General features: G+C 41.1%; 10 protein-coding genes and 6 rRNA genes. 2 read left to right on the plus strand and 14 right to left on the minus strand.

Translation table 11 applies throughout. From position 1 onward, the window contains the following. The first annotated feature begins 6 nt into the window (after positions 1-6). Entirely contained in the window at positions 7-1,248 is a 1,242-nt protein-coding gene (locus ACEPSS_RS01855; RefSeq protein ID WP_395319664.1) for a glutamate-5-semialdehyde dehydrogenase, read from the plus strand. A gap of 45 nt (positions 1,249-1,293) precedes the next feature. Here ACEPSS_RS01855 and ACEPSS_RS01860 read toward each other — a convergent pair whose 3' ends face one another. From ACEPSS_RS01860 to ACEPSS_RS01875, 4 genes are all read right to left on the minus strand, one after another. Beyond that, on the minus strand, positions 1,294-2,496 hold the full coding sequence (locus tag ACEPSS_RS01860) for an arginine deiminase (RefSeq protein WP_395319666.1): 1,203 nt from the start codon (positions 2,494-2,496) through the stop codon (positions 1,294-1,296). Between the two features lie 142 nt (positions 2,497-2,638). Next, positions 2,639-6,361, minus strand: coding sequence for a helicase-exonuclease AddAB subunit AddA (addA, locus tag ACEPSS_RS01865; RefSeq protein WP_395319668.1), 3,723 nt, complete (start codon positions 6,359-6,361; stop codon positions 2,639-2,641). Further along, positions 6,342-9,911, minus strand: coding sequence for a PD-(D/E)XK nuclease family protein (locus tag ACEPSS_RS01870; protein ID WP_395319670.1), 3,570 nt, complete (start codon positions 9,909-9,911; stop codon positions 6,342-6,344). Before ACEPSS_RS01870 ends, addA begins: the two co-directional genes overlap by 20 nt. A gap of 10 nt (positions 9,912-9,921) precedes the next feature. Continuing rightward, complete coding sequence (locus ACEPSS_RS01875) at positions 9,922-10,479, minus strand: NAD(P)-binding oxidoreductase (RefSeq protein WP_395319672.1); 558 nt, start codon at positions 10,477-10,479, stop codon at positions 9,922-9,924. A gap of 155 nt (positions 10,480-10,634) precedes the next feature. Between ACEPSS_RS01875 and ACEPSS_RS01880 the strand changes: the two genes are divergently transcribed. Beyond that, positions 10,635-11,945, plus strand: coding sequence for an NCS2 family permease (locus tag ACEPSS_RS01880; RefSeq protein ID WP_395319674.1), 1,311 nt, complete (start codon positions 10,635-10,637; stop codon positions 11,943-11,945). Positions 11,946-12,089: 144 nt separating this feature from the next. Here the strand turns inward: ACEPSS_RS01880 and rrf (ACEPSS_RS01885) are convergent. From rrf (ACEPSS_RS01885) to ACEPSS_RS01930, 10 genes are all read right to left on the minus strand, one after another. Then, positions 12,090-12,206: ribosomal RNA gene (gene rrf / locus ACEPSS_RS01885) — 5S ribosomal RNA — on the minus strand. Positions 12,207-12,287: 81 nt separating this feature from the next. After that, positions 12,288-15,203: ribosomal RNA gene (locus ACEPSS_RS01890) — 23S ribosomal RNA — on the minus strand. Positions 15,204-15,422: 219 nt separating this feature from the next. Next, positions 15,423-17,000: ribosomal RNA gene (locus ACEPSS_RS01895) — 16S ribosomal RNA — on the minus strand. Together the 16S, 23S and 5S rRNA genes form the textbook arrangement of a ribosomal RNA operon. Positions 17,001-17,400: 400 nt before the next feature. Continuing rightward, entirely contained in the window at positions 17,401-17,718 is a 318-nt protein-coding gene (locus ACEPSS_RS01900; RefSeq protein ID WP_395319675.1) for a hypothetical protein, read from the minus strand. 151 nt (positions 17,719-17,869) lie between these two features. Continuing rightward, positions 17,870-18,127 (minus strand): hypothetical protein, encoded by a 258-nt coding sequence (locus tag ACEPSS_RS01905; RefSeq protein WP_395319677.1) that lies wholly within the window; start codon positions 18,125-18,127, stop codon positions 17,870-17,872. Between the two features lie 141 nt (positions 18,128-18,268). After that, on the minus strand, positions 18,269-18,544 hold the full coding sequence (locus tag ACEPSS_RS01910; protein WP_395319679.1) for a DUF3892 domain-containing protein: 276 nt from the start codon (positions 18,542-18,544) through the stop codon (positions 18,269-18,271). Between the two features lie 121 nt (positions 18,545-18,665). Then, on the minus strand, positions 18,666-19,664 hold the full coding sequence (locus tag ACEPSS_RS01915) for a D-2-hydroxyacid dehydrogenase (RefSeq protein WP_395319681.1): 999 nt from the start codon (positions 19,662-19,664) through the stop codon (positions 18,666-18,668). Between the two features lie 175 nt (positions 19,665-19,839). Then, positions 19,840-19,956 (minus strand): 5S ribosomal RNA (gene rrf / locus ACEPSS_RS01920). Between the two features lie 81 nt (positions 19,957-20,037). Next, positions 20,038-22,953 (minus strand): 23S ribosomal RNA (locus ACEPSS_RS01925). Between the two features lie 221 nt (positions 22,954-23,174). Further along, a 16S ribosomal RNA gene (locus tag ACEPSS_RS01930) occupies positions 23,175-24,752 on the minus strand. Between the last annotated feature and the right edge of the window lie 241 nt (positions 24,753-24,993).

Consider the following 24,993-nt stretch of genomic DNA (forward strand, 5'->3'; position numbering starts at 1 on the left):
AAAATTATGAACGAAAAATTAACTACGATGGGAAAGGCAGCCCAAACGGCTAGTCGCCAATTGGGTGGACTGCTTACAACACAAAAAAATGAAACATTACTAGCAATTGCGGCTAGTTTGGAAAAGAACGTGGCGACTTTGTTAGCCGCTAACGAAAAAGATTTAAAGCAAAGTGCTGTTCCCGCTCGGTTTGTGGATCGGCTTACCTTAACTGAGGAACGAATTCAAGCCATGGCAGCTGGTGTTCGCGCGGTTGCTAAATTGCCAGATCCAATTGGCAATGTCGATTACGCCTGGCGCAATGAAGCGGGCTTATTAATTTCCAAACAACGTGTGCCTTTGGGCGTGATTGGGATTATTTATGAAGCACGTCCTAATGTGACGGTCGATGCTGCTGCCCTTTGTTTCAAAGCCGGTAATGCCGTGATTCTCCGGGGCGGAAAAGAATCACTGAATTCAAACTTAGCTCTAGCTAATTTAATGCGCGAGGTTCTCACGACTCAAGGACTCGACCCCAATGCAATCCAATTAATTACGGAAACTTCCCATGAAGTAGCCAACGAGTTCATGCAACTCACTGATTACTTAGACGTCTTAATTCCCCGTGGGAGTGCTAATTTAATTCAGGCCGTCGTGAAAAACGCTACAGTCCCAGTGATTGAAACCGGCGCGGGAAATTGCCATATTTATGTTGATCGAGCTGCTGATTTATCGATGGCTACTGAGATTATTATTAATAGTAAAGTGCAACGCCCTTCCGTTTGTAACTCGAACGAAAAGGTCCTCGTTCACGAAAACATCGCGAAAACCTATCTGCCAACCTTGATTAAGGAATTACGAAAACATCACGTCGAAGTCCGTGGTGATGAAGCCACCAAAGCCATTGTACCTGATGTTGTTCCCGCTACTCCTGAAGACTGGTCCACTGAATATAATGACTTGATTATCGCCATTAAAGTAGTTAAATCCGAAGATGAAGCGATTAACCACATCAATCAGTACAGTACTAAGCATTCAGAAGTCATTGTCACCGATAGTTATTCAGCGGGACAAACCTTCCAACAAGCAATTGATGCTGCCTGTGTTTATCTCAATGCTTCATCACGCTTTACCGATGGTTTTGAATTCGGTTTTGGTGCTGAAATTGGAATCTCTACCCAAAAACTGCATGCTCGTGGTCCGATGGGTCTCCCTGCTCTAACTTCTTATAAATACGTTATTAACGGTAATGGACAAACTCGTAAATAAACAAAAAAGCCAATCTACTAAAATTATCTAGTAGATTGGCTTTTTTTAATTTAAATTTTCTCGCCAAATTGGTTGCGTCATACAACGGGCACCACCACGGCCTCGTGATAATTCAGAAGAACGAATTTTGTGCACTTTAATTCCATGGGCTCGCATCATTTCAATTGATTTATAGTTGCGATCATATGTAACCACTTCGCCAGGAGCAATTGCTAAGTTATTAGAGCCATCGTTCCATTGTTCACGGGGTGCCACAATCGGATCCCCATCACCAGTTTCAATCAAATCAACTTCAGCTAAATTAAGTAATTCTTGTAAAGTTGCTTTTAAATTAGTGCGCTGTTCAACCAACATGCCACCATGTCCATCATCCCGAAGCACCTTGATATTCATCTGATGATTTTGATCCATAATTCCAGGAAAAACGGTAAACTGGTCGTGATTAACCATCGTAAAAACCGTATCTAAATGCATCATGGCATGGTTATGGGGAATTTCAACGGCGATAATGGTATCAAATTGAGCAGCCGAATGCTTAAATAATTGCTTCGCTAACGTCTCAATCGATTTACTAGCAGTTCGCTCCGACACCCCAATCGCTAAGGTATGCTCGTTTAAAACCAATTCATCCCCACCTTCAATCCGAGTTGGTTGATTGCGATCGAGCCAAACGGGAGCATTATCAGAAAAAAGGGGATGATATTTCACTACAAATTCCGTAATTAATGATTCTGGTGATCGGACGGCAAATGTCATTTTGTTAATCGTTAATCCGATCCCCATCATTGCTTGAGGGTCACGAGTAAAGTAGGCATTAGGCATCGGTTTCAAGATAAATGGGTTCGTTTCATATTTTAATGCAAAGGTTTCTTTTCGCAAACCTGCATAGACGGTACTCACGACTTCAGCTACTGGCAAAGTATTAAAATAATTTATAATTTCGGTTTGAAGTACTTGATCGTACTGATATTCCTTTAAATAAGCCGCTAAAAATGCTGTTTTAACCTGAGGATCGCTTAAAATATCCTCTAGTAAGGCCTCAATGTAAATCGTTTCAGTCCCACGTTCCCGTAATAATTGGGTAAACTCATCGTGTTCCGCTTGCGCAATTTTTAAAAAGGGAACATCATCAAACAGCATTTCCTTCATCATATCTGGAATAATATTTTCGATTTCAGCCCCTGGACGATGAACTAAAACTTTCCGTAATTTCCCAATTTCTGAATTTACCTGAATTCCCTTTGTCATAAGTACCCCTCATTTTTCCTGTTAGGTTTTCGTAAGTTTAGCATTAAAATTTTTAATTACCTAGATTTGATGTTGGAAAAACTAACACCGACTAAAAAAGCTAGAAAAATCGCAAGCTAATGCTGATTTTTCTAGCTTTTACTTATTTAATTTCTAAAAATTCACTGTTCGATAATAAGTATAAATACTTGTGTTGAATTGGCTGTTGCAAAATATCTTCCAGCGCTTTGGCGTAGAGATTAACTTGGCCATTATAGGTTTCTCGAATTTTTTGAATGTCAGGAGCTGGGTTAGCTGGATTTACAAAACTCGTTTTGTAATCAAACAACGTCGTTCCCTCTTCTGGATCTTCAAAATAACCATCAATAATCCCATGAACAAGAATTTTTTGATTTGGATCATTTTGAAATTCCGAGAAGATTTCTCCTGCATTAATAATTAGTGAAAATGGGACTTCTCGCCGCAACTTTTCGGGATAAAGTAAAATACGTTTTCCTAACTCACTTTGATAAAAACTTAAAATGGCATCCCGATTAATTTTATCAGCCACGGCCTGCGTTAGTAATTTATCAGCCACTAGTTGTGCAATCAAGGTATTCACGGCATCTAGATCAACTCGTTCATACACGTTTAACTTTTGGAAAACTAAATGGGTTGCGGTTCCAATTTCTCGTGAATTAGGGGCTTGAGCCGTTTGTAAAAATTGGGGTTCAGCAAAGGTTTCGTTATTATAACGGGTATTTTTCAAGACTTCATTTTTAGCTGCTAAACTTCCCAATTGAATAATGTCAGGATCATCAAATTGTCCTTTAATTTCGGAAACGGACTGATAGGCAGTGGTTTTCGTGGCATCCGGATACTGATACTTAAAGTTCATAATTTGTTTAATGTAATCAACATCCGCTTTAGTTTCATTAGTTAATTGATTTGGAAGTATTTCCTTAGTTTTGGGTGTTGTTCCATGAAGGTCTTTTAGTTCAACAAATTGGACTGAAAAATCTGCTTGGTCGCCCGTTAACAAGCGTACATCATGATCGGTGCCAAATTCAGCTTGATATTTGGGATGCCGAGCAATTGCAGTTCCAATCCAATTCATAAAGTTCTTCGCACCACTTCGTAGCGATTCGTTCAGCACTAAATTGTCACTCTGATTGGCTTTATTCCAAGATTCTAGCATTGCCGTTTCTGCATCAGTCTTCTTATCGGCTTTCGCAATTCCCGTAATGATCAACTTTTGTTTTGCTCGTGTTAAGGCCACGTAGAGTTTCCGCATTTCTTCCGCTAGCATCCGTTTTTCAGCTAAATTATTGATGGCTAAATACTGTAACGTTGGAATTTTTTCGTGTCGTTGCGCGTTGAAATATTGAATTCCAATCCCTAAATTATCATCCAAAATAAAACTATTCATCAAATCCATACGGTTAAAGCCGTGGGTCGCATCCATCAAGATTACCACGGGATATTCGAGCCCCTTACTCCCATGAATTGTTTTAACGGTTACCGAATTAGGATCAACATCAGCCGTTGCTTCAGCTAAATCATCATCTCGATTTTGTAATCGTTTCACGAATTGCACAAACGCAAATAATCCTTTGAAGCCATTGCGTTCGTATTCTTCAGCTCGATGATAAAGGGCATGTAAATTGGCTTGGCGTTTTTTCCCCGCTGGCATTCCACCAGCATAATCCAAGAATCCCGTTTGATCGTAAATATACCAAATTAATTCAGCCAAACTGTGCTTAATCGCATAGTCTTTAAAATCATTTAACTGGTTTAAAAAGACAGTTACCTTTTGTGAAACAATGTTACCAAATTCAGTTGTTCCCTTTTCGCCATAATGATTCGCAAATTCTAAAACTGAGTGGAAATAATTCCCCGTTTTCTGGTTAATGCGCAAATAGGCCATTTGATTTTCGTCCATTTGTACCATCGGCGAACGAAGCACGGCCGCTAATGGGATATCTTGGTACGGATTATCAATAATTTGCAATAACGACATCATAATTTGGACTTCCGTCGTCTTAAAATAACTTTCCGAACCATCGATAGCAACTGGAATTTGATGCTCCGCAAAAATACTCGAAATATCAAAATTATTGTGTTTGGTGGCTGCTAAAATAGCAATGTCACCGTACTCCAAGTCACGAGTTGTCTGTGCTTTTCGATCATAAACTTGGTAATGATTAGCCATCAGTTCATCAATTTTTTCAGCAATCATTTCTACTTGGTGCTGTTCATTAGTAACTACCTGATCTTGATCGGCAGCTGCATCAGTTTCTGCATATAGCAACACATCAGTTTTCGTATCTAAGTCATCCGGATAGTCTTTTGCTCCAAACTGTAAATGGGCATCACCAGTATAATCAATTTCTCCCAAAGTTTCGTCCATAATTTGCTCAAAAACTAAGTTGGTAAAATCATCAACGTTTTTCACCGAACGGAAATTATCGGGTAACGTAATTCGGGTATCCCATTCACTGGCAGGATAAGCATTAAATTTGTCCATGAACATACTAGGATCAGCTAGCCGAAAGCGATAAATTGACTGTTTAACGTCTCCTACCATGAACATATTTGCCCGCTCTGGGTTCTTCATCGAATTCAGAATTGCATCTTGCAAGTGATTATTATCTTGATATTCATCAACCATAATTTCGGCAAAGTAGTGTTGAAATTGTTCCCGTAAATTTTGACTATCAGCATTTTCCCCCGTCAAAATTTCGAGGGCAAAATGCTCAATATCGATAAATTCATAAGCATGGCGCCGTCGTTTGGCTGTTTGATAGGCTTCCGTAAATTGATGTTCTACTTCGACTAATTTAGCAATTATTTTTTGTGCACTTTCAATGGTATTTACGTTATCACTTTCACTGGCAAAAAAATAACGTTCGGTTAGTTTGGTTAAACTTTTTTTGGTTGCATCACGAACCGCTTTAATTTGATCTTTAACTAATAATTGCATTTCGTCAGCATTCTTTTTGGTAATACTAGGGAACCGCGCCCACTTGAAGTTTTGTAATGTGCTTCGTAAGTCATCCCAAGCTAACGTTTGCATATCCGTTTTTAATGTTTGAAACTTACCTAATTCAGCTTGCAGAAAATCAGCTAATTTTATAATTCCTTGGTTTTCGGCTTTTTCAAACTGTTGTTGATGACTACTAATCATTTGGTCAAGTTTATTTTCCAAATCAGGTAGTAAGTACTGCTGATACAGTTTACTGTGAGTCAGCCGCCCATCAATTTGATAAAAATCGGTTAAATGGTCGAGCCACTGTTCTGGATTTTCGTTAACGTTGGCAAAGTCATATAACTTAAATAAAACTTCCGTAAGTCCATCATCACTTCGATCATTAGAAAAATTACGGGTTAAGCGACCAAAACTACCATCTTGGTCATTAGCATATAATTGTTCCCGTAAATCATTCCAAACGCGGTCTCGAATAATTCCTAATTCACTGACATCCGTCAAAATCCGAAAATCAGGATCCAAATTAATGATGTAGTAATATTTTTTCACAAGCCACTGACAGAAAGCATCCATGGTTTCGATATGGGATGAATTTAACTTGCGTAATTGCTGCAAAAAATAATGTTTTTGTTCAGCATCCTGGGTTTCATTAACTTTTTCACGCAGTTTAGCCCCAATTCGATCACGCATTTCTTTGGCGGCAGCGTTCGTAAAAGTTACAATTAACAGCTGGTCCACGTTAATTCCAGGTCGATTGGCCGTTCCCGTCACTTTATCCATTACTCGTTCAGTTAAAACACTAGTTTTCCCAGAACCAGCGGAAGCAGAAACTAAGGCATTCCCCGCAAAATCATCGTAGATTGCCTGCTTTTGTCCTTCAGTCCATTGATTGGCCATGGTTTTCCAGCTCCTTTCGAACTCGTTCAAAGATTTCTTCATCACTTAATTTGGCAATTTTTCGGTAATTATTTTCTTTTAGCATTGGATCAAATTGCATAATCGGCTTATATGGTGAATATTGAATTAGCGAATTTCCATCATATTCCGCTGGTGCTAATTGAATTTCTCCATTAAAGATTCGTTTGGCCGCATTTTCAATTAATTTTTCCGTATGCTGCAACATATTATCTAAATCAGCTTGCGCAATTAACCCTCTTCCCTTGGCTAAATCACCATCACGCTTAAATTTAAATGGATAAATATCACTAATTTTAGCTTCACCAACGTTTTTTAATAAGTCTAAATCTTTTACCAGGAGCCCGTTGTACTTATGTTTTTTTAATAAAGCATCTTCAATTTGAACTGGTTCTTCCCAGTTTTTAACTTCACCGGGCTTTAAAATTGGATCAAAAATATGCATGTATAAGGCGCCAGCTAACTTAGCGTCGTCAGCATCCGCCAATAAATTGATATTCTTTAAAACGGCATCCATATAAGTCATCATTTGCATGGCGGTTCCATCATAAATTTGCGACATATCAATCGTTTTATCACCAGATTTATAATCAACGACCCCTAGATATTCCACGCCGTCAACTTTAATGGTGTCCAGTCGATCAATTCTTCCTTGCACGTTAACTTGCTTATTATCTGGCAAATCAAAACTAAGCGGATTAAATTTTTTCCCAGGGCCAAAGGCAATTTCAGTCTGTTTCGGCCGAAATTTTGACCAGTGAAATTGATGACGTAACGTTTCCGCCATTTGCTGAACGGTCGCAATTAATTGGTTAGTAATGTAACTCATTCTTTGCGAACTTTTGAGAATTTCATATTGGTAATTATCATCTGCTTCAATAATTTTACGGGTTACTTCTTCAACCAACTGGTGCACGTCTTGCTGATTCATTTCCGCTAAATCCAGTTTTTGTTGCTGCACCTCTTGAATGAATTTATCAAGGGCTTCGTGGTAGAACTGACCGGTATTAGCTGGACTAATTTCAAATTCTTCTCGTTCGCGAAGACGCAGACCGTATTTCAAAAAGTATTCATACGGATCAGTGTAAAATTCTTCTAATTTTGAAATTGAAGTAACAATCTGATTGCCATATAGTTCGATTACTCGATTAGGTGCCAAGTCTACCGGTTGATTTTTATAGTGCAAACTTCCGAGCAAGTTCTTGGTTAAATCACGAATTTCACGATTAGGATTGTTTTCTAGCTGGTGCTGCACCGTTTTCCAAGCTGCGCTAAGTGGTTGATTCGTCTTTTTCGCATTTAATGAGGCTTGGACTAAATAATTCAAAGTCGTTCGATCTGATCCTAAGAACCGGTCAATTTGATTACTATCAGCAGCTGGTAGACTCTTAAATTGTTGTACTGGTAAGGCAAACTGATTTTGCAACCGTTCAACGTAAGGCGAAATTTGGCGTAATCCTTCCTCCCCATTTCCCCCTAAATTATAGGAAAAATATAGTTTATCACTGGGAGTCATGAAAACTAAATAATCTTCATAAGGCTCGCTAACCATTTGAAGCTCACTGGTATCCACCATGTATTGATCATCCGCTAAAAAATCATCCATTTGATCCCGATCACTATCATTTAACAGATTGTGATTATCAATTTTGGCAGGCATATTAAGGTCGTCAGCCCCCATTACAAAGGTAATTTTTTTATCTGGCAACTGGATTCGTCCCGTTTCGGAAATGGCGACTTGATCAAGCGTGGAAGGTATTTGAGAATAGCTAGCACCGACAAATCCGGCTTTTAGTAATTCTAAAAAGTCATCCATGACAAATTCGTGATCGCCCAGTACGGTCACATAGTCATCCAAAATACTACAAAACTGGTTCCAAACTTGTTCGGCTTGTCCGGCTTCTTCCAAATTGCCGGCTTCCGTAGCTTGATTTTGCCAATTTTTGAGTTGTGTCGCTACGCCATTTTTTATCAAAAATTGATATAAAATTAAGGCGGCTTCACGTCCATTTTTGGCCTTATTCATTTTGCGATAAAACGGCGGTAAAATATCTTTGATGAAGTGCCGAATCACATTGATTTTCGCTGAAGTTTCAACGTCTTTATCAATTAAATCATTATCGCTATTTCTGAAAGTCACAGACATCCAATCTGCTGATTGCGTCCAACGCGACCCATTATAACCATTTTTTAGGACTAAATTTTCACATAAAGCTAAGTCTTGCCGGTACTCATCGGTTTTTAAATAATGATCTGCAGCGTCTTTGGGAATCAATAATTCAGTTTTCAAAAGCCGCATCACGTCATCATAGGCGTAGTTTTGGGCCCGATTAGGTCGATAAATCGAAAAGAGCGCATCAATTAATTCCACTAAAGGATGATTGTCCATGTGCTTTTGAATATCAGTAAAGTAGGGAATTTGTTGCATCGTAAAAATTGGATTAATGATGTTTTGGTACTGGCTTAGATTTCGTGTCACAATTAAAAAGTCCCGATAACGATACTTACCCGTTGCGACTAACTGGCGAATTTTAATGGCAATTTGACTCAATTCTTCAAAGGCATTATTAGTCTTTAAAATTTCAATGGCCTCGTTTTGGGATTCTTTGGCTGGAATTGACCGCCCGACTTCATTACTGGTAATCCAATAGTCTTCTAGTTGATGAAACCCTGGATTGATTTCCCGTTTGGCAGCAGTTTGATCCATATAAATTTGGGCACCAATCTTTCGTGCATATTGATAGAAGTAATGATAAATTTTGCCAGATTGATAAAAGAATTTATTTTCGTCAGGTCCTGTTTGATCGTACTTTCGATCTAAATTTAAATCAATGACGACATGCGCACGCGCAATTAATAGTTGAATAATTTGTAGTTGTTGTGCACTGAATTTTTCAAAATTACTAAAATAAAAATGCATCGTTGAAATTTCTTGGTCCGGTAGTTTTGCCAGATATTCCCTTAATAATTCAAAATTAGCTCCATTATAGGTATATTTACCATCCGTTTGTTGAACAAATTCCCGATAAATCAAACTAATATCATGTAATTTGCTGCGAAGCTCGGGATTAATTTGGTTAGCATCTAAGTCCGCTAACTGATCTAAATCATCAGGACTTAGGTTTCCTTGTTGTAGTTCAGAAATTTGGTTAGCGATTTGTTGAATAAAACCAGCTTGTTTCCCTTCGCCACGATAAATTGTCAACTTTTCTTCATGATCTTCAATGATTTGATAAATAATCATATTAATCGCCGTTTGCGATAGTTGCGGAAGTTGATAATCAGCTTCGCCATTCAAAAAATACCAAATTAAACGGGAAAAAGAGAAAACTTGAACTTGATTTTGTGCGTAGGTCGCTTCGTTTTTTACATTCAATTTTTTTAAGGTATTTAATTCCGATTCAAATTTAACGTTATTCGGCACAATGTAAAAACTTTTGGTTGCTGGATTATCACTAGTTTTACGAAGATTATCGACGACTTTACTAAAATGATCATCACTAGCTTTGCCTAAAATAAACTGAAGTGACATACTTACCTCCTTATTTGGTTTCAATTAACGCAATCGATTGGTTTTGATATTGATTTGCTTGAATTGCTTGAACAATAAAGTTAGCGATGGTTTCACGTGAAACATTACCAACGGGAACTTTTTCTCCCTCATTAATTACAACTGGATTTCCCGTCTTTTCATTAATTACGTTAACGGGACGAAAAATGGTGTACGGAATTTCTTCTTCATCAATCATTTTAATGGCATACCGCTGTTCTCGTAAGTATTCCGTCACATCTTTCACACCGGGATATTTTAATTTACCAGTAACTTCGTTATCAATTCCAGCGGTTGATAACATTACCACTCGTTCTAATTTAAGTTGTTGTTGTCGAGCAGCGGAAAAGAAAGCATCCATCACTAGATCAACATCCATCGGACCTGCCAATGAAATCATCATTGCTAAATTTGTGGGTAAGTGTTGGTAAGTTGCTGCTTTCGTAAGGTCACCCTCAGTTATTTCGGTAAGCTCAAATTGTCCCTGTAAGCGTTGTGCTACTAGTTTTTCTATTTTATTGTTTCCAATTAAAACAATTGATTTCATCATCGTTCACCTCATTAATAATTCTATTTTACCATTATTTTATGACACTTAATTTCCAGAACATCGTTCGTTATTTGCTAAATCATAGCGTTTAGGCTATGATAGATAAGTATTTTAATGATAAAATAACGAACGTTTTTATCAAAGGAGATTTTTTTATGGCTGATAAAGTCGCGTCATTTTTCAAGTTTAAAGAGCTAGGGACTAATTATAAAACCGAAACCCTAGCCGGAATTACTACTTTCATTTCAATGGTTTACATCTTATTCGTTAACCCCGAAGTCTTAGGGGCTGCGGGGATGGACAAAGGAGCTGTTTTCACCGCAACCGCTTTTGCTTCTGCCTTTGGTTGTATTTTAATGGGAGTTATCGCTAACTATCCCTTTGCCATTTCAGCAAGTTTAGGGATCAATGCTTTCTTTGCTTACTCCGTCTGTATTGGAATGCATGTTCCATGGCAAACGGCAATGAGTGGCGTTTTCATTGCGGCAATCCTATTCGTTATTTTAACTGCCTTAAAACTACGGGAAAAGATTATTGACTCCATTCCGGCAGATTTAAAAGCGGCAATTGCAGGCGGAATTGGCCTCTTCATTGCCTTTATCGGTTTAAATAACGGTGGATTAGTTGTTGCAAACAAGAGTACTTTGATTAGCATGGGTTCATTAACTAGCGCAACTTCATTACTAACGATTGTCGGATTGATTATTGTATTTGTTTTGATGAGTGCTCGAGTTCCTGGAGCAATTTTCATTGGAATGGTAATTTCATCAATTATTGGAATGATAACTGGAATTATTCATATTCCAACGCATGTCGTTGCTGGAATTCCTAGTATTCATACAACTTTTCTAGCAGCTCTTACTAACGTTGGTAAAATTAATACTCCACAATTATTGGTGGTAGTTTTAACTTTCCTTCTGGTTACTTTCTTCGATACGGCTGGAACTTTAATTGGATTAGCTGAACAAGCCGGTTATATGAAAGACAATAAACTTCCCCGTGCCGGACGTGCCTTAGCAGCTGATTCAACAACCATGTTATTTGGTTCGTTACTAGGTACCTCTCCAATGGGAGTTTACGTTGAATCTTCAGCTGGAATCGCCGTTGGTGGTCGTTCTGGATTCACTGCGATTATTACTGGAATCATGTTTATTCTTGCAACCTTCTTTTCACCTTTGCTAAGTGTAATTACTTCTCAAATTACCGCTCCTGCATTAATTGTCGTTGGAGTATTAATGGCTAAGTCATTATCACAAGTTAACTGGAATAAGTTTGAACTTGCTGCACCTGCCTTTTTAATTACCATTGGAATGCCATTAACTTACAGTATTTCTGATGGGATTGCCCTTGGTTTTATTGCTTATTCAATTACAATGATTGCTGCCAAACGTGGTAAACAAGTTGGTTTAATGATGTATGCCTTAGCAATTATCTTTGTTATTTTCCTTCTAGTTTTAAAAGATTAATTATATTCAAATAATAAAAACCATCATTAGTAATTATCCATTAAATTAGGATCTTAACTGATGATGATTTTTTTGTTAACCAAGATAAAAATATAATATAGAAACAAAAAAAGACCTTAGCTTGCGCTAAAGTCTTTTTCATTTGCGTGGCAACGTCCTATCCTCGCAGGGGGCGATCCCCCAACTACTTTTGGCGTGCTGAAGCTTAACTTCTGTGTTCGGCATGGGAACAGGTGTATCCTTCAGGCTATCGCCACCACACTATTTTTTGAGAACTTTGTTCTCTCAAAACTAGACAATATTATTTTCTTCCGATTAACTTCCATTGTATCTTCATTCTACTTGGTTAAGTCCTCGACTGATTAGTATTAGTCCGCTTCACGTATCACTACGCTTCCACTTCTAACCTATCTACCTGATCATCTTTCAGGAGTCTTACTTCCATATAGGAATGGGAAATCTCATCTTGAGGCGAGTTTCACACTTAGATGCTTTCAGCGTTTATCTCATCCATACATAGCTACTCAGCAATGCGCCTGGCGGCGCAACTGATACACCAGCGGTATGTCCATCCCGGTCCTCTCGTACTAGGGACAGCTCCTCTCAAATTTCCTGCGCCCGCGACGGATAGGGACCGAACTGTCTCACGACGTTCTGAACCCAGCTCGCGTACCGCTTTAATGGGCGAACAGCCCAACCCTTGGGACCAACTACAGCCCCAGGATGCGATGAGCCGACATCGAGGTGCCAAACCTCCCCGTCGATGTGAACTCTTGGGGGAGATAAGCCTGTTATCCCCAGGGTAGCTTTTATCCGTTGAGCGATGGCCCTTCCATATGGTACCACCGGATCACTAAGTCCGACTTTCGTCCCTGCTCGACCTGTATGTCTCGCAGTCAAGCTTGCTTTTGCCTTTACACTTTAGGAATGATTTCCAACCATTCTAAGCAAACCTTTGAGCGCCTCCGTTACTGTTTAGGAGGCGACCGCCCCAGTCAAACTGCCAACCAGACACTGTCTCCGCGCACGATTAGTGCGCAGGGTTAGAGTGTTCACATAACAAGGGTAGTATCCCACTGACGCCTCCACCGAGACTAGCGTCCCGGCTTCTATGGCTCCTACCTATCCTGTACAAGTTATGTAAACACCCAATATCAAGCTACAGTAAAGCTCCATGGGGTCTTTCCGTCCTGTCGCGGGTAACCTGCTTCTTCACAGGTATCTTAATTTCACCGAGTCTATCGTTGAGACAGTACTCAAATCGTTACGCCTTTCGTGCGGGTCGGAACTTACCCGACAAGGAATTTCGCTACCTTAGGACCGTTATAGTTACGGCCGCCGTTTACTGGGGCTTCATTTCGGTGCTTCGCCGAAGCTAACACTTCCACTTAACCTTCCAGCACCGGGCAGGCGTCAGCCCATATACTTCATCTTACGATTTTGCATAAACCTGTGTTTTTGATAAACAGTCGTTTGAGTCTTTTCACTGCGGCTGGCCGTGAGGCCAGCACCCCTTCTTCCGAAGTTACGGGGTCATTTTGCCGAGTTCCTTAACGATAGTTCTCTCGCTCACCTGAGGATACTCTCCTCGACTACCTGTGTCGGTTTGCGGTACGGGTAATTAATTACTAACTAGAAGCTTTTCTCGGCAGTGTGACGTCAGATACTTCTCTACTTAAATTTCGATCCTCATCATCGCTTGTCAACGCGCTTAAAAGCATTTAACTCTTAAACTGACTTACGATTTGAACACACATTTCCAATCGTGTGCATATCTTAGCCTACTGCGTCCCTCCATCGTTCAAACATAATTAACTAGTACAGGAATCTCAACCTGTTATCCATCGCCTACGCTTCTCAGCCTCGGCTTAGGTCCCGACTAACCCTGGGTGGACGAGCCTTCCCCAGGAAACCTTAGTCATTCGGTGGATCAGATTCTCACTGATCTTTCGCTACTCATACCGGCATTCTCACTTCTAAGCGCTCCAGTAGTCCTTACGGTCTACCTTCATTGCCCTTAGAACGCTCTCCTATCACGCAACATAGTTGCGTCCGCAGTCTCGGTAATATGCTTAGCCCCGGTAAATTTTCGGCGCAGAATCACTCGACTAGTGAGCTATTACGCACTCTTTAAATGGTGGCTGCTTCTGAGCCAACATCCTAGTTGTCTATGCAACTCCACTTCCTTTTCCACTTAGCATATATTTAGGGACCTTAACTGGCGGTCTGGGCTGTTCCCCTTTCGACGATGGATCTTATCACTCATCGTCTGACTCCCGGACATAAATCAATGGTATTCGGAGTTTATCTGAACTCAGTAATCCTAGATGGACCCCTTGCTCAAACAGTGGCTCTACCTCCATGATTCTAATTCCGAGGCTAGCCCTAAAGCTATTTCGGAGAGAACCAGCTATCTCCAAGTTCGTTTGGAATTTCACCGCTACCCACACCTCATCCCAGCACTTTTCAACGTACACGGGTTCGGACCTCCGGTGCGTATTACCGCACTTTCATCCTGGACATGGGTAGATCACCTGGTTTCGGGTCTACGGCAACATACTAATACGCCCTATTAAGACTCGCTTTCGCTACGGCTCCGCTTTTTCGGCTTAACCTTGCATGCAACTGTAACTCGCCGGTTCATTCTACAAGAGGCACGCCATCACCCATTAACGGGCTCTGACTGCTTGTAGGCACATGGTTTCAGGAACTATTTCACTCCCCTTCCGGGGTGCTTTTCACCTTTCCCTCACGGTACTGGTTCACTATCGGTCACTAGGGAGTATTTAGCCTTGGGAGATGGTCCTCCCAGATTCCGACGACGTTTCACGTGTGTCGCCGTACTCAGGATCCTGAACTGAGGGTATTTGATTTCGTTTACGAGACTATCACTCTCTTTGGTGTAGCTTCCCAACTACTTCAACTATCAAATACTTTTGTAACTCAAATGTTCAGTCCTACAACCCCGAACCACAAGGGTTCGGTTTGGGCTGTTCCCCGTTCGCTCGCCGCTACTTAGGGAATCGAAATTTCTTTATATTCCTGTGGGTACTTAGATGTTTCAGTTCCCCACGTCTGCCTCTGCATAGCTATGTATTCACTATACAGTGACCAGTCATAACACTGGTCGAGTTTCCTCATTCGGAAATCTCCGGATCAAAGCTTACGTACAGCTCCCCGAAGCTTATCGCAGTTAGTTGCGTCCTTCATCGGCTCCTAGTACCAAGGCATTCACCATGCGCCCTTATTAACTTAACCTATAATCCGACGGATTATAAATTATTTGAGTTTTAGCGATTAAAACTAATTAAAAAACTCAAAAATAACACAATGGTTATTTCTCGGTTCAATTATATAAAAATATAATTATTACAGAAAATAATATTATCTAGTTTTCAAAGAACAAAATTAAGAGAGTAGATACTCTCAAAACTGAGCAAGATTTTGATTAATGTAAGGTTCCGAATTATTCCTTAGAAAGGAGGTGATCCAGCCGCAGGTTCTCCTACGGCTACCTTGTTACGACTTCACCCTAATCATCTGTCCCACCTTAGGCGGCGGACTCCTAAAAAGGTTATCCAACCGACTTTGGGTGTTACAAACTCTCATGGTGTGACGGGCGGTGTGTACAAGACCCGGGAACGTATTCACCGTGGCATGCTGATCCACGATTACTAGCGATTCCAACTTCATGCAGTCGAGTTGCAGACTGCAATCCGAACTGAGAACGACTTTAAGAGATTAGCTTGACCTCGCGGTTTCGCAACTCGTTGTATCGCCCATTGTAGCACGTGTGTAGCCCAGGACATAAGGGGCATGATGATTTGACGTCGTCCCCACCTTCCTCCGGTTTATCACCGGCAGTCTCTCTAGAGTGCCCAACTTAATGCTGGCAACTAAAGACAAGGGTTGCGCTCGTTGCGGGACTTAACCCAACATCTCACGACACGAGCTGACGACAACCATGCACCACCTGTCATTCTGTCCCCGAAGGGAACGTCTAATCTCTTAGATTGGCAGAAGATGTCAAGTCCTGGTAAGGTTCTTCGCGTAGCATCGAATTAAACCACATGCTCCACCGCTTGTGCGGGTCCCCGTCAATTCCTTTGAGTTTCAACCTTGCGGTCGTACTCCCCAGGCGGAATGCTTAATGCGTTAGCTGCGGCACTGAAAGGCGGAAACCTTCCAACACCTAGCATTCATCGTTTACGGCATGGACTACCAGGGTATCTAATCCTGTTTGCTACCCATGCTTTCGAGCCTCAGCGTCAGTTACAGACCAGATAGCCGCCTTCGCCACTGGTGTTCCTTCATATATCTACGCATTTCACCGCTACACATGAAGTTCCACTATCCTTTTCTGCACTCAAGTTTATCAGTTTCCGATGCACTTCTCCGGTTAAGCCGAAGGCTTTCACATCAGACTTAATAAACCGCCTGCGCTCCCTTTACGCCCAATAAATCCGGACAACGTTTGCCACCTACGTATTACCGCGGCTGCTGGCACGTAGTTAGCCGTGACTTTCTGGTTAGATACCGTCATACCGTGAGCAGTTACTCTCACAGCTGTTCTTCTCTAACAACAGAGTTTTACGAGCCGAAACCCTTCTTCACTCACGCGGCGTTGCTCCATCAGACTTTCGTCCATTGTGGAAGATTCCCTACTGCTGCCTCCCGTAGGAGTATGGGCCGTGTCTCAGTCCCATTGTGGCAGATTACCCTCTCAGGTCTGCTACGTATCATCGCCTTGGTGAGCTATTATCTCACCAACTAGCTAATACGCCGCGGGTCCATCCAGAAGCACTAGCACAAAGGCCAGCTTTAAAACAAGAACCATGTGGTTCTTGTTGTTATACGGTATTAGCATCTGTTTCCAGGTGTTATCCCCTTCTTCTGGGCAGGTTACCCACGTGTTACTCACCAGTTCGCCACTCAGTCGGATCCAAAATCATCTCGGTGCAAGCACCAAGAATCAAATGGGCGACTTCGTTCGACTTGCATGTATTAGGCACGCCGCCAACGTTCGTCCTGAGCCAGGATCAAACTCTCATTTTAGAAATGAGAACTTTACTAGCTCTTATTTATTTGTTTTTGCAAATTGACATTGCATATTTGTTTAATTTTTAAACTAAGTTTAAAAATTATCCTTACACTTTATTGTAATCAAAATCTTGTTCAGTTTTCAAAGATCTACTCAAGCACCATTTACAGTGCATATAATATATTACTCGGATAAGTTGACTACGTCAACCCTTTTGAATAATAAAATTAAAAAAGTTTTTTCAGTTAAAAGTGACTTCGTCCCTCTCAACATTTATAACTATAAACCATTGGTCAGGAAAGGTCAAGGGTTTTGATCAAAAAAGTTTAATTTATTTTCAAAACAAACAAAAAGTCGTTCACAGCGGTCATCTAGTGATAGCTACGAGCGACTTTAAGTATATTTATAAAAAAATTACTTATCAAAAATGTTTTCTAATGGAAGTAATTTATCCATTAAACGACGATGAGCTTGACCCAAATCATTCATCTTATCATCAACATGACGATTTTCGTCCATCCCACGTCCTTTATCACCCTTAGGTTCTTCAACGTGTTCCTCACGTAATGCATTAGTTTGTTCTTCGTTATCAATCAATTTTTCTACAATTTCTAGTCGTTCTTCATAATTAGCTAAATGTTTAGCATCAAATTTGGTAGACCCTTCTTTTTCAAACTTTTCTTGATCTTTAATTAACTTTTTAAGCTCTTTTTTCTTTGAATGTGCATCCATAATTGAATTTCTCCTTATCTGTTTATCCTAATCTTACTATAAAATTAAAGCAGATTATAGCGTTTGCGTATTTAATTTTATAGTAAACAATATTTTAGTTTAATTAACCCAATAAAAAAGACCTCAATCGAGGTCTTTTTATTTATCAAAATTAGTCATCTAAATCTTTTAAAACTTTTTCGTAATCTTTAACAAAGTGGTTGTAGCTTTCTTCATCATACTTATCAATCTTACCTACTTCATGAAGCGTGCGTTTGATTTCATGAATTGCACGGTGTTCTTCAAACCAAGCACGTACTTTGTGGCCTTCAGTAGTATCGGCATTATCCTTTGCTACTGTTTCGTCAAGTTTACTGATAATTTCAGCAATTTTAGCAACTGCTTTTTCTTCTTTAGTTTGTTCTGTCATAATTAATTCCTCCTCTAATAATTGTTTTGATTCTATCATCATCAAAACAAAATTTCAGTTATCTTGCATCAAATCTCAAACAATTAGGAAAATCTTTAATTTTGTTAGAATTAATTTAATAAGTCAGCATAAAAGACTTAATTAAAACCTGGGAAGGTTCAATAAACTCTGCCCGTTTAAAAGTTGATTATGCTTAGTTTTAATATAGGGTGCTTTATTTTGGGGATAGTAATCCTCTACCACTGCCTTAATTTTGTCACGGCTAATAAAATAATAAGGAATATCAGAATTAATATATCTTACAACTAGATTAACTGACTCAACCGTTCCATCATTAAGTAATACATCTGTGATATTCCGTTCTTTATTTGACTCTTTATCTTTTAAGTGAATCCCAACAATTTCATATGAAGCCAAACAAATCACCTCTTTATAACTAAGTATAGCAGTAAAACCCAATAATCTAGCATACTTACCCTCACAATAAAAGCAAAAAGACCGCTAACTTTAACAGCTAACAGTCTTTCAAACTTAAAGATTACATTTTAACTTCAACATCTGATTTACCATCTTTGATTAAATCAGCGTTGGCAGTCATGGAAATTTCAACCATGTTTTTAACTGCTTCTTTTGTGTAAAAAGCAATGTGTGGCGTAATTAAAACGTTATCACGTTGCATCAAATTCTTAAGTCGTGCATCAGGAATTTTGTCAAAACTACCAAAATCAACGTTGAAAATACCAACTTCATTTTCATAAACATCAAGGGCAGCCCCAGCAATTTTACCACTGTCAAGCCCACGAATTAAAGCATCAGTATCAATTAAAGATCCACGAGCACAATTAATAATTCGAATTCCAGGTTTCATTTGTGCAATCGTATCATCATTAATCATATGATCATTTTCTTTTAAAGCGGGAGCATGTAAAGTTAAAATGTCTGATTTAGCATATAATTCTGCAGGAGTATCAACATAGATACCTTCTTTTTGTAGTTCAGGATTAGGGTATGGATCGTATGCAATAACCTTAGCACCAAAACCTTGAACAATTTTAACTACTTGACGACCAATCCGTCCTGTAGCATAAACCCCCACAGTTTGTTGGTTCATTTCTTCAGCAATATCAGGAGCCCAGGTTAAATTACCATGACGCCCTTTGTCTTCATATTTTTTAGTGTTTCTTAGCAAACGCATCATTTCAGTAACTGCAAGTTCAGCAATTGCTGCTGGAGAATAGGCTGGAACGTTAGAAATTTTAATTTGGTTTCGTTTAAGTGCATCAGCATCAACGTTATCAACTCCAACATTTCGAAGTGATAAGGCTTTAATTCCAAAACTGCCTAACTTATCTAAAACTGAAGCAGTATAAGGCTTTTGTTGATATGCATCCACACCATCAAAACCTTTAGCTTCATCAACTGTACTATCATCTAAAAGTTCCGAAACTTCTTTAACTTCAATTTCTGGATGAGCTGCTTTCCATTCCTTGAAATAAGGTTCTTCGTCTTTACGTACACCATAAGCAATAATTTTCATATTAATTCCTCCCTTTGTGATTATTATAACATCGCAACTGTATCACAATTCTAAAAAGCATTATATTATTTTTTAGATAACAAGCCCCGTATTATCTAAAAAATTTACGAAAATTATTGAAAAATAATATAGACACAAAAAAAGACCTTAGCTTGCGCTAAAGTCTTTTTCATTTGCGTGGCAACGTCCTATCCTCGCAGGGGGCGATCCCCCAACTACTTTTGGCGTGCTGAAGCTTAACTTCTGTGTTCGGCATGGGAACAGGTGTATCCTTCAGGCTATCGCCACCACACTATTTTTTGAGAACTTTGTTCTCTCAAAACTAGACAATATTATTTTCTTCCGATTAACTTCCATTGTATCTTCATTCTACTTGGTTAAGTCCTCGACTGATTAGTATTAGTCCGCTTCACGTATCACTACGCTTCCACTTCTAACCTATCTACCTGATCATCTTTCAGGAGTCTTACTTCCATATAGGAATGGGAAATCTCATCTTGAGGCGAGTTTCACACTTAGATGCTTTCAGCGTTTATCTCATCCATACATAGCTACTCAGCAATGCGCCTGGCGGCGCAACTGATACACCAGCGGTATGTCCATCCCGGTCCTCTCGTACTAGGGACAGCTCCTCTCAAATTTCCTGCGCCCGCAACGGATAGGGACCGAACTGTCTCACGACGTTCTGAACCCAGCTCGCGTACCGCTTTAATGGGCGAACAGCCCAACCCTTGGGACCAACTACAGCCCCAGGATGCGATGAGCCGACATCGAGGTGCCAAACCTCCCCGTCGATGTGAACTCTTGGGGGAGATAAGCCTGTTATCCCCAGGGTAGCTTTTATCCGTTGAGCGATGGCCCTTCCATATGGTACCACCGGATCACTAAGTCCGACTTTCGTCCCTGCTCGACCTGTATGTCTCGCAGTCAAGCTTGCTTTTGCCTTTACACTTTAGGAATGATTTCCAACCATTCTAAGCAAACCTTTGAGCGCCTCCGTTACTGTTTAGGAGGCGACCGCCCCAGTCAAACTGCCAACCAGACACTGTCTCCGCGCACGATTAGTGCGCAGGGTTAGAGTGTTCACATAACAAGGGTAGTATCCCACTGACGCCTCCACCGAGACTAGCGTCCCGGCTTCTATGGCTCCTACCTATCCTGTACAAGTTATGTAAACACCCAATATCAAGCTACAGTAAAGCTCCATGGGGTCTTTCCGTCCTGTCGCGGGTAACCTGCTTCTTCACAGGTATCTTAATTTCACCGAGTCTATCGTTGAGACAGTACTCAAATCGTTACGCCTTTCGTGCGGGTCGGAACTTACCCGACAAGGAATTTCGCTACCTTAGGACCGTTATAGTTACGGCCGCCGTTTACTGGGGCTTCATTTCGGTGCTTCGCCGAAGCTAACACTTCCACTTAACCTTCCAGCACCGGGCAGGCGTCAGCCCATATACTTCATCTTACGATTTTGCATAAACCTGTGTTTTTGATAAACAGTCGTTTGAGTCTTTTCACTGCGGCTGGCCGTGAGGCCAGCACCCCTTCTTCCGAAGTTACGGGGTCATTTTGCCGAGTTCCTTAACGATAGTTCTCTCGCTCACCTGAGGATACTCTCCTCGACTACCTGTGTCGGTTTGCGGTACGGGTAATTAATTACTAACTAGAAGCTTTTCTCGGCAGTGTGACGTCAGATACTTCTCTACTTAAATTTCGATCCTCATCATCGCTTGTCAACCCGCTTAAAAGCATTTAACTCTTAAACTGACTTACGATTTGAACACACATTTCCAATCGTGTGCATATCTTAGCCTACTGCGTCCCTCCATCGTTCAAACATAATTAACTAGTACAGGAATCTCAACCTGTTATCCATCGCCTACGCTTCTCAGCCTCGGCTTAGGTCCCGACTAACCCTGGGTGGACGAGCCTTCCCCAGGAAACCTTAGTCATTCGGTGGATCAGATTCTCACTGATCTTTCGCTACTCATACCGGCATTCTCACTTCTAAGCGCTCCAGTAGTCCTTACGGTCTACCTTCATTGCCCTTAGAACGCTCTCCTATCACGCAACATAGTTGCGTCCGCAGTCTCGGTAATATGCTTAGCCCCGGTAAATTTTCGGCGCAGAATCACTCGACTAGTGAGCTATTACGCACTCTTTAAATGGTGGCTGCTTCTGAGCCAACATCCTAGTTGTCTATGCAACTCCACTTCCTTTTCCACTTAGCATATATTTAGGGACCTTAACTGGCGGTCTGGGCTGTTCCCCTTTCGACGATGGATCTTATCACTCATCGTCTGACTCCCGGACATAAATCAATGGTATTCGGAGTTTATCTGAACTCAGTAATCCTAGATGGACCCCTTGCTCAAACAGTGGCTCTACCTCCATGATTCTAATTCCGAGGCTAGCCCTAAAGCTATTTCGGAGAGAACCAGCTATCTCCAAGTTCGTTTGGAATTTCACCGCTACCCACACCTCATCCCAGCACTTTTCAACGTACACGGGTTCGGACCTCCGGTGCGTATTACCGCACTTTCATCCTGGACATGGGTAGATCACCTGGTTTCGGGTCTACGGCAACATACTAATACGCCCTATTAAGACTCGCTTTCGCTACGGCTCCGCTTTTTCGGCTTAACCTTGCATGCAACTGTAACTCGCCGGTTCATTCTACAAGAGGCACGCCATCACCCATTAACGGGCTCTGACTGCTTGTAGGCACATGGTTTCAGGAACTATTTCACTCCCCTTCCGGGGTGCTTTTCACCTTTCCCTCACGGTACTGGTTCACTATCGGTCACTAGGGAGTATTTAGCCTTGGGAGATGGTCCTCCCAGATTCCGACGACGTTTCACGTGTGTCGCCGTACTCAGGATCCTGAACTGAGGGTATTTGATTTCGTTTACGAGACTATCACTCTCTTTGGTGTAGCTTCCCAACTACTTCAACTATCAAATACTTTTGTAACTCAAATGTTCAGTCCTACAACCCCGAACCACAAGGGTTCGGTTTGGGCTGTTCCCCGTTCGCTCGCCGCTACTTAGGGAATCGAAATTTCTTTATATTCCTGTGGGTACTTAGATGTTTCAGTTCCCCACGTCTGCCTCTGCATAGCTATGTATTCACTATACAGTGACCAGTCATAACACTGGTCGAGTTTCCTCATTCGGAAATCTCCGGATCAAAGCTTACGTACAGCTCCCCGAAGCTTATCGCAGTTAGTTGCGTCCTTCATCGGCTCCTAGTACCAAGGCATTCACCATGCGCCCTTATTAACTTAACCTATAATCCGACGGATTATAAATTATTTGAGTTTTAGCGATTAAAACTAATTAAAAAACTCAAAAATAACACAATGGTTATTTCTCGGTTCAATTATATATAAAAATATAATTATTACAGAAAATAATATTATCTAGTTTTCAAAGAACAAAATTAAGAGAGTAGATACTCTCAAAACTGAGCAAGATTTTGATTAATGTAAGGTTCCGAATTATTCCTTAGAAAGGAGGTGATCCAGCCGCAGGTTCTCCTACGGCTACCTTGTTACGACTTCACCCTAATCATCTGTCCCACCTTAGGCGGCGGACTCCTAAAAAGGTTATCCAACCGACTTTGGGTGTTACAAACTCTCATGGTGTGACGGGCGGTGTGTACAAGACCCGGGAACGTATTCACCGTGGCATGCTGATCCACGATTACTAGCGATTCCAACTTCATGCAGTCGAGTTGCAGACTGCAATCCGAACTGAGAACGACTTTAAGAGATTAGCTTGACCTCGCGGTTTCGCAACTCGTTGTATCGCCCATTGTAGCACGTGTGTAGCCCAGGACATAAGGGGCATGATGATTTGACGTCGTCCCCACCTTCCTCCGGTTTATCACCGGCAGTCTCTCTAGAGTGCCCAACTTAATGCTGGCAACTAAAGACAAGGGTTGCGCTCGTTGCGGGACTTAACCCAACATCTCACGACACGAGCTGACGACAACCATGCACCACCTGTCATTCTGTCCCCGAAGGGAACGTCTAATCTCTTAGATTGGCAGAAGATGTCAAGTCCTGGTAAGGTTCTTCGCGTAGCATCGAATTAAACCACATGCTCCACCGCTTGTGCGGGTCCCCGTCAATTCCTTTGAGTTTCAACCTTGCGGTCGTACTCCCCAGGCGGAATGCTTAATGCGTTAGCTGCGGCACTGAAAGGCGGAAACCTTCCAACACCTAGCATTCATCGTTTACGGCATGGACTACCAGGGTATCTAATCCTGTTTGCTACCCATGCTTTCGAGCCTCAGCGTCAGTTACAGACCAGATAGCCGCCTTCGCCACTGGTGTTCCTTCATATATCTACGCATTTCACCGCTACACATGAAGTTCCACTATCCTTTTCTGCACTCAAGTTTATCAGTTTCCGATGCACTTCTCCGGTTAAGCCGAAGGCTTTCACATCAGACTTAATAAACCGCCTGCGCTCCCTTTACGCCCAATAAATCCGGACAACGTTTGCCACCTACGTATTACCGCGGCTGCTGGCACGTAGTTAGCCGTGACTTTCTGGTTAGATACCGTCATACCGTGAGCAGTTACTCTCACAGCTGTTCTTCTCTAACAACAGAGTTTTACGAGCCGAAACCCTTCTTCACTCACGCGGCGTTGCTCCATCAGACTTTCGTCCATTGTGGAAGATTCCCTACTGCTGCCTCCCGTAGGAGTATGGGCCGTGTCTCAGTCCCATTGTGGCAGATTACCCTCTCAGGTCTGCTACGTATCATCGCCTTGGTGAGCTATTATCTCACCAACTAGCTAATACGCCGCGGGTCCATCCAGAAGCACTAGCACAAAGGCCAGCTTTGAAACAAGAACCATGTGGTTCTTGTTGTTATACGGTATTAGCATCTGTTTCCAGGTGTTATCCCCTTCTTCTGGGCAGGTTACCCACGTGTTACTCACCAGTTCGCCACTCAGTCGGATCCAAAATCATCTTGGTGCAAGCACCAAGAATCAAATGGGCGACTTCGTTCGACTTGCATGTATTAGGCACGCCGCCAACGTTCGTCCTGAGCCAGGATCAAACTCTCATTTTAGAAATGAGAACTTTACTAGCTCTTATTTATTTGTTTTTGCAAATTGACATTGCATATTTGTTTAATTTTTAAACTAAGTTTAAAAATTATCCTTACACTTTATTGTAATCAAAATCTTGTTCAGTTTTCAAAGATCTACTCAAGCACCATTTACAGTGCATATAATATATTACTCGGATAAGCTGACTACGTCAACCCTTTTGAATAATAAAATTAAAAAAGTTTTTTCAGTTAAAAGTGA

It is taken from the genome of Fructilactobacillus frigidiflavus, from assembly GCF_044054575.1.
In the GTDB taxonomy this organism is placed as follows: domain Bacteria; phylum Bacillota; class Bacilli; order Lactobacillales; family Lactobacillaceae; genus Fructilactobacillus; species Fructilactobacillus frigidiflavus.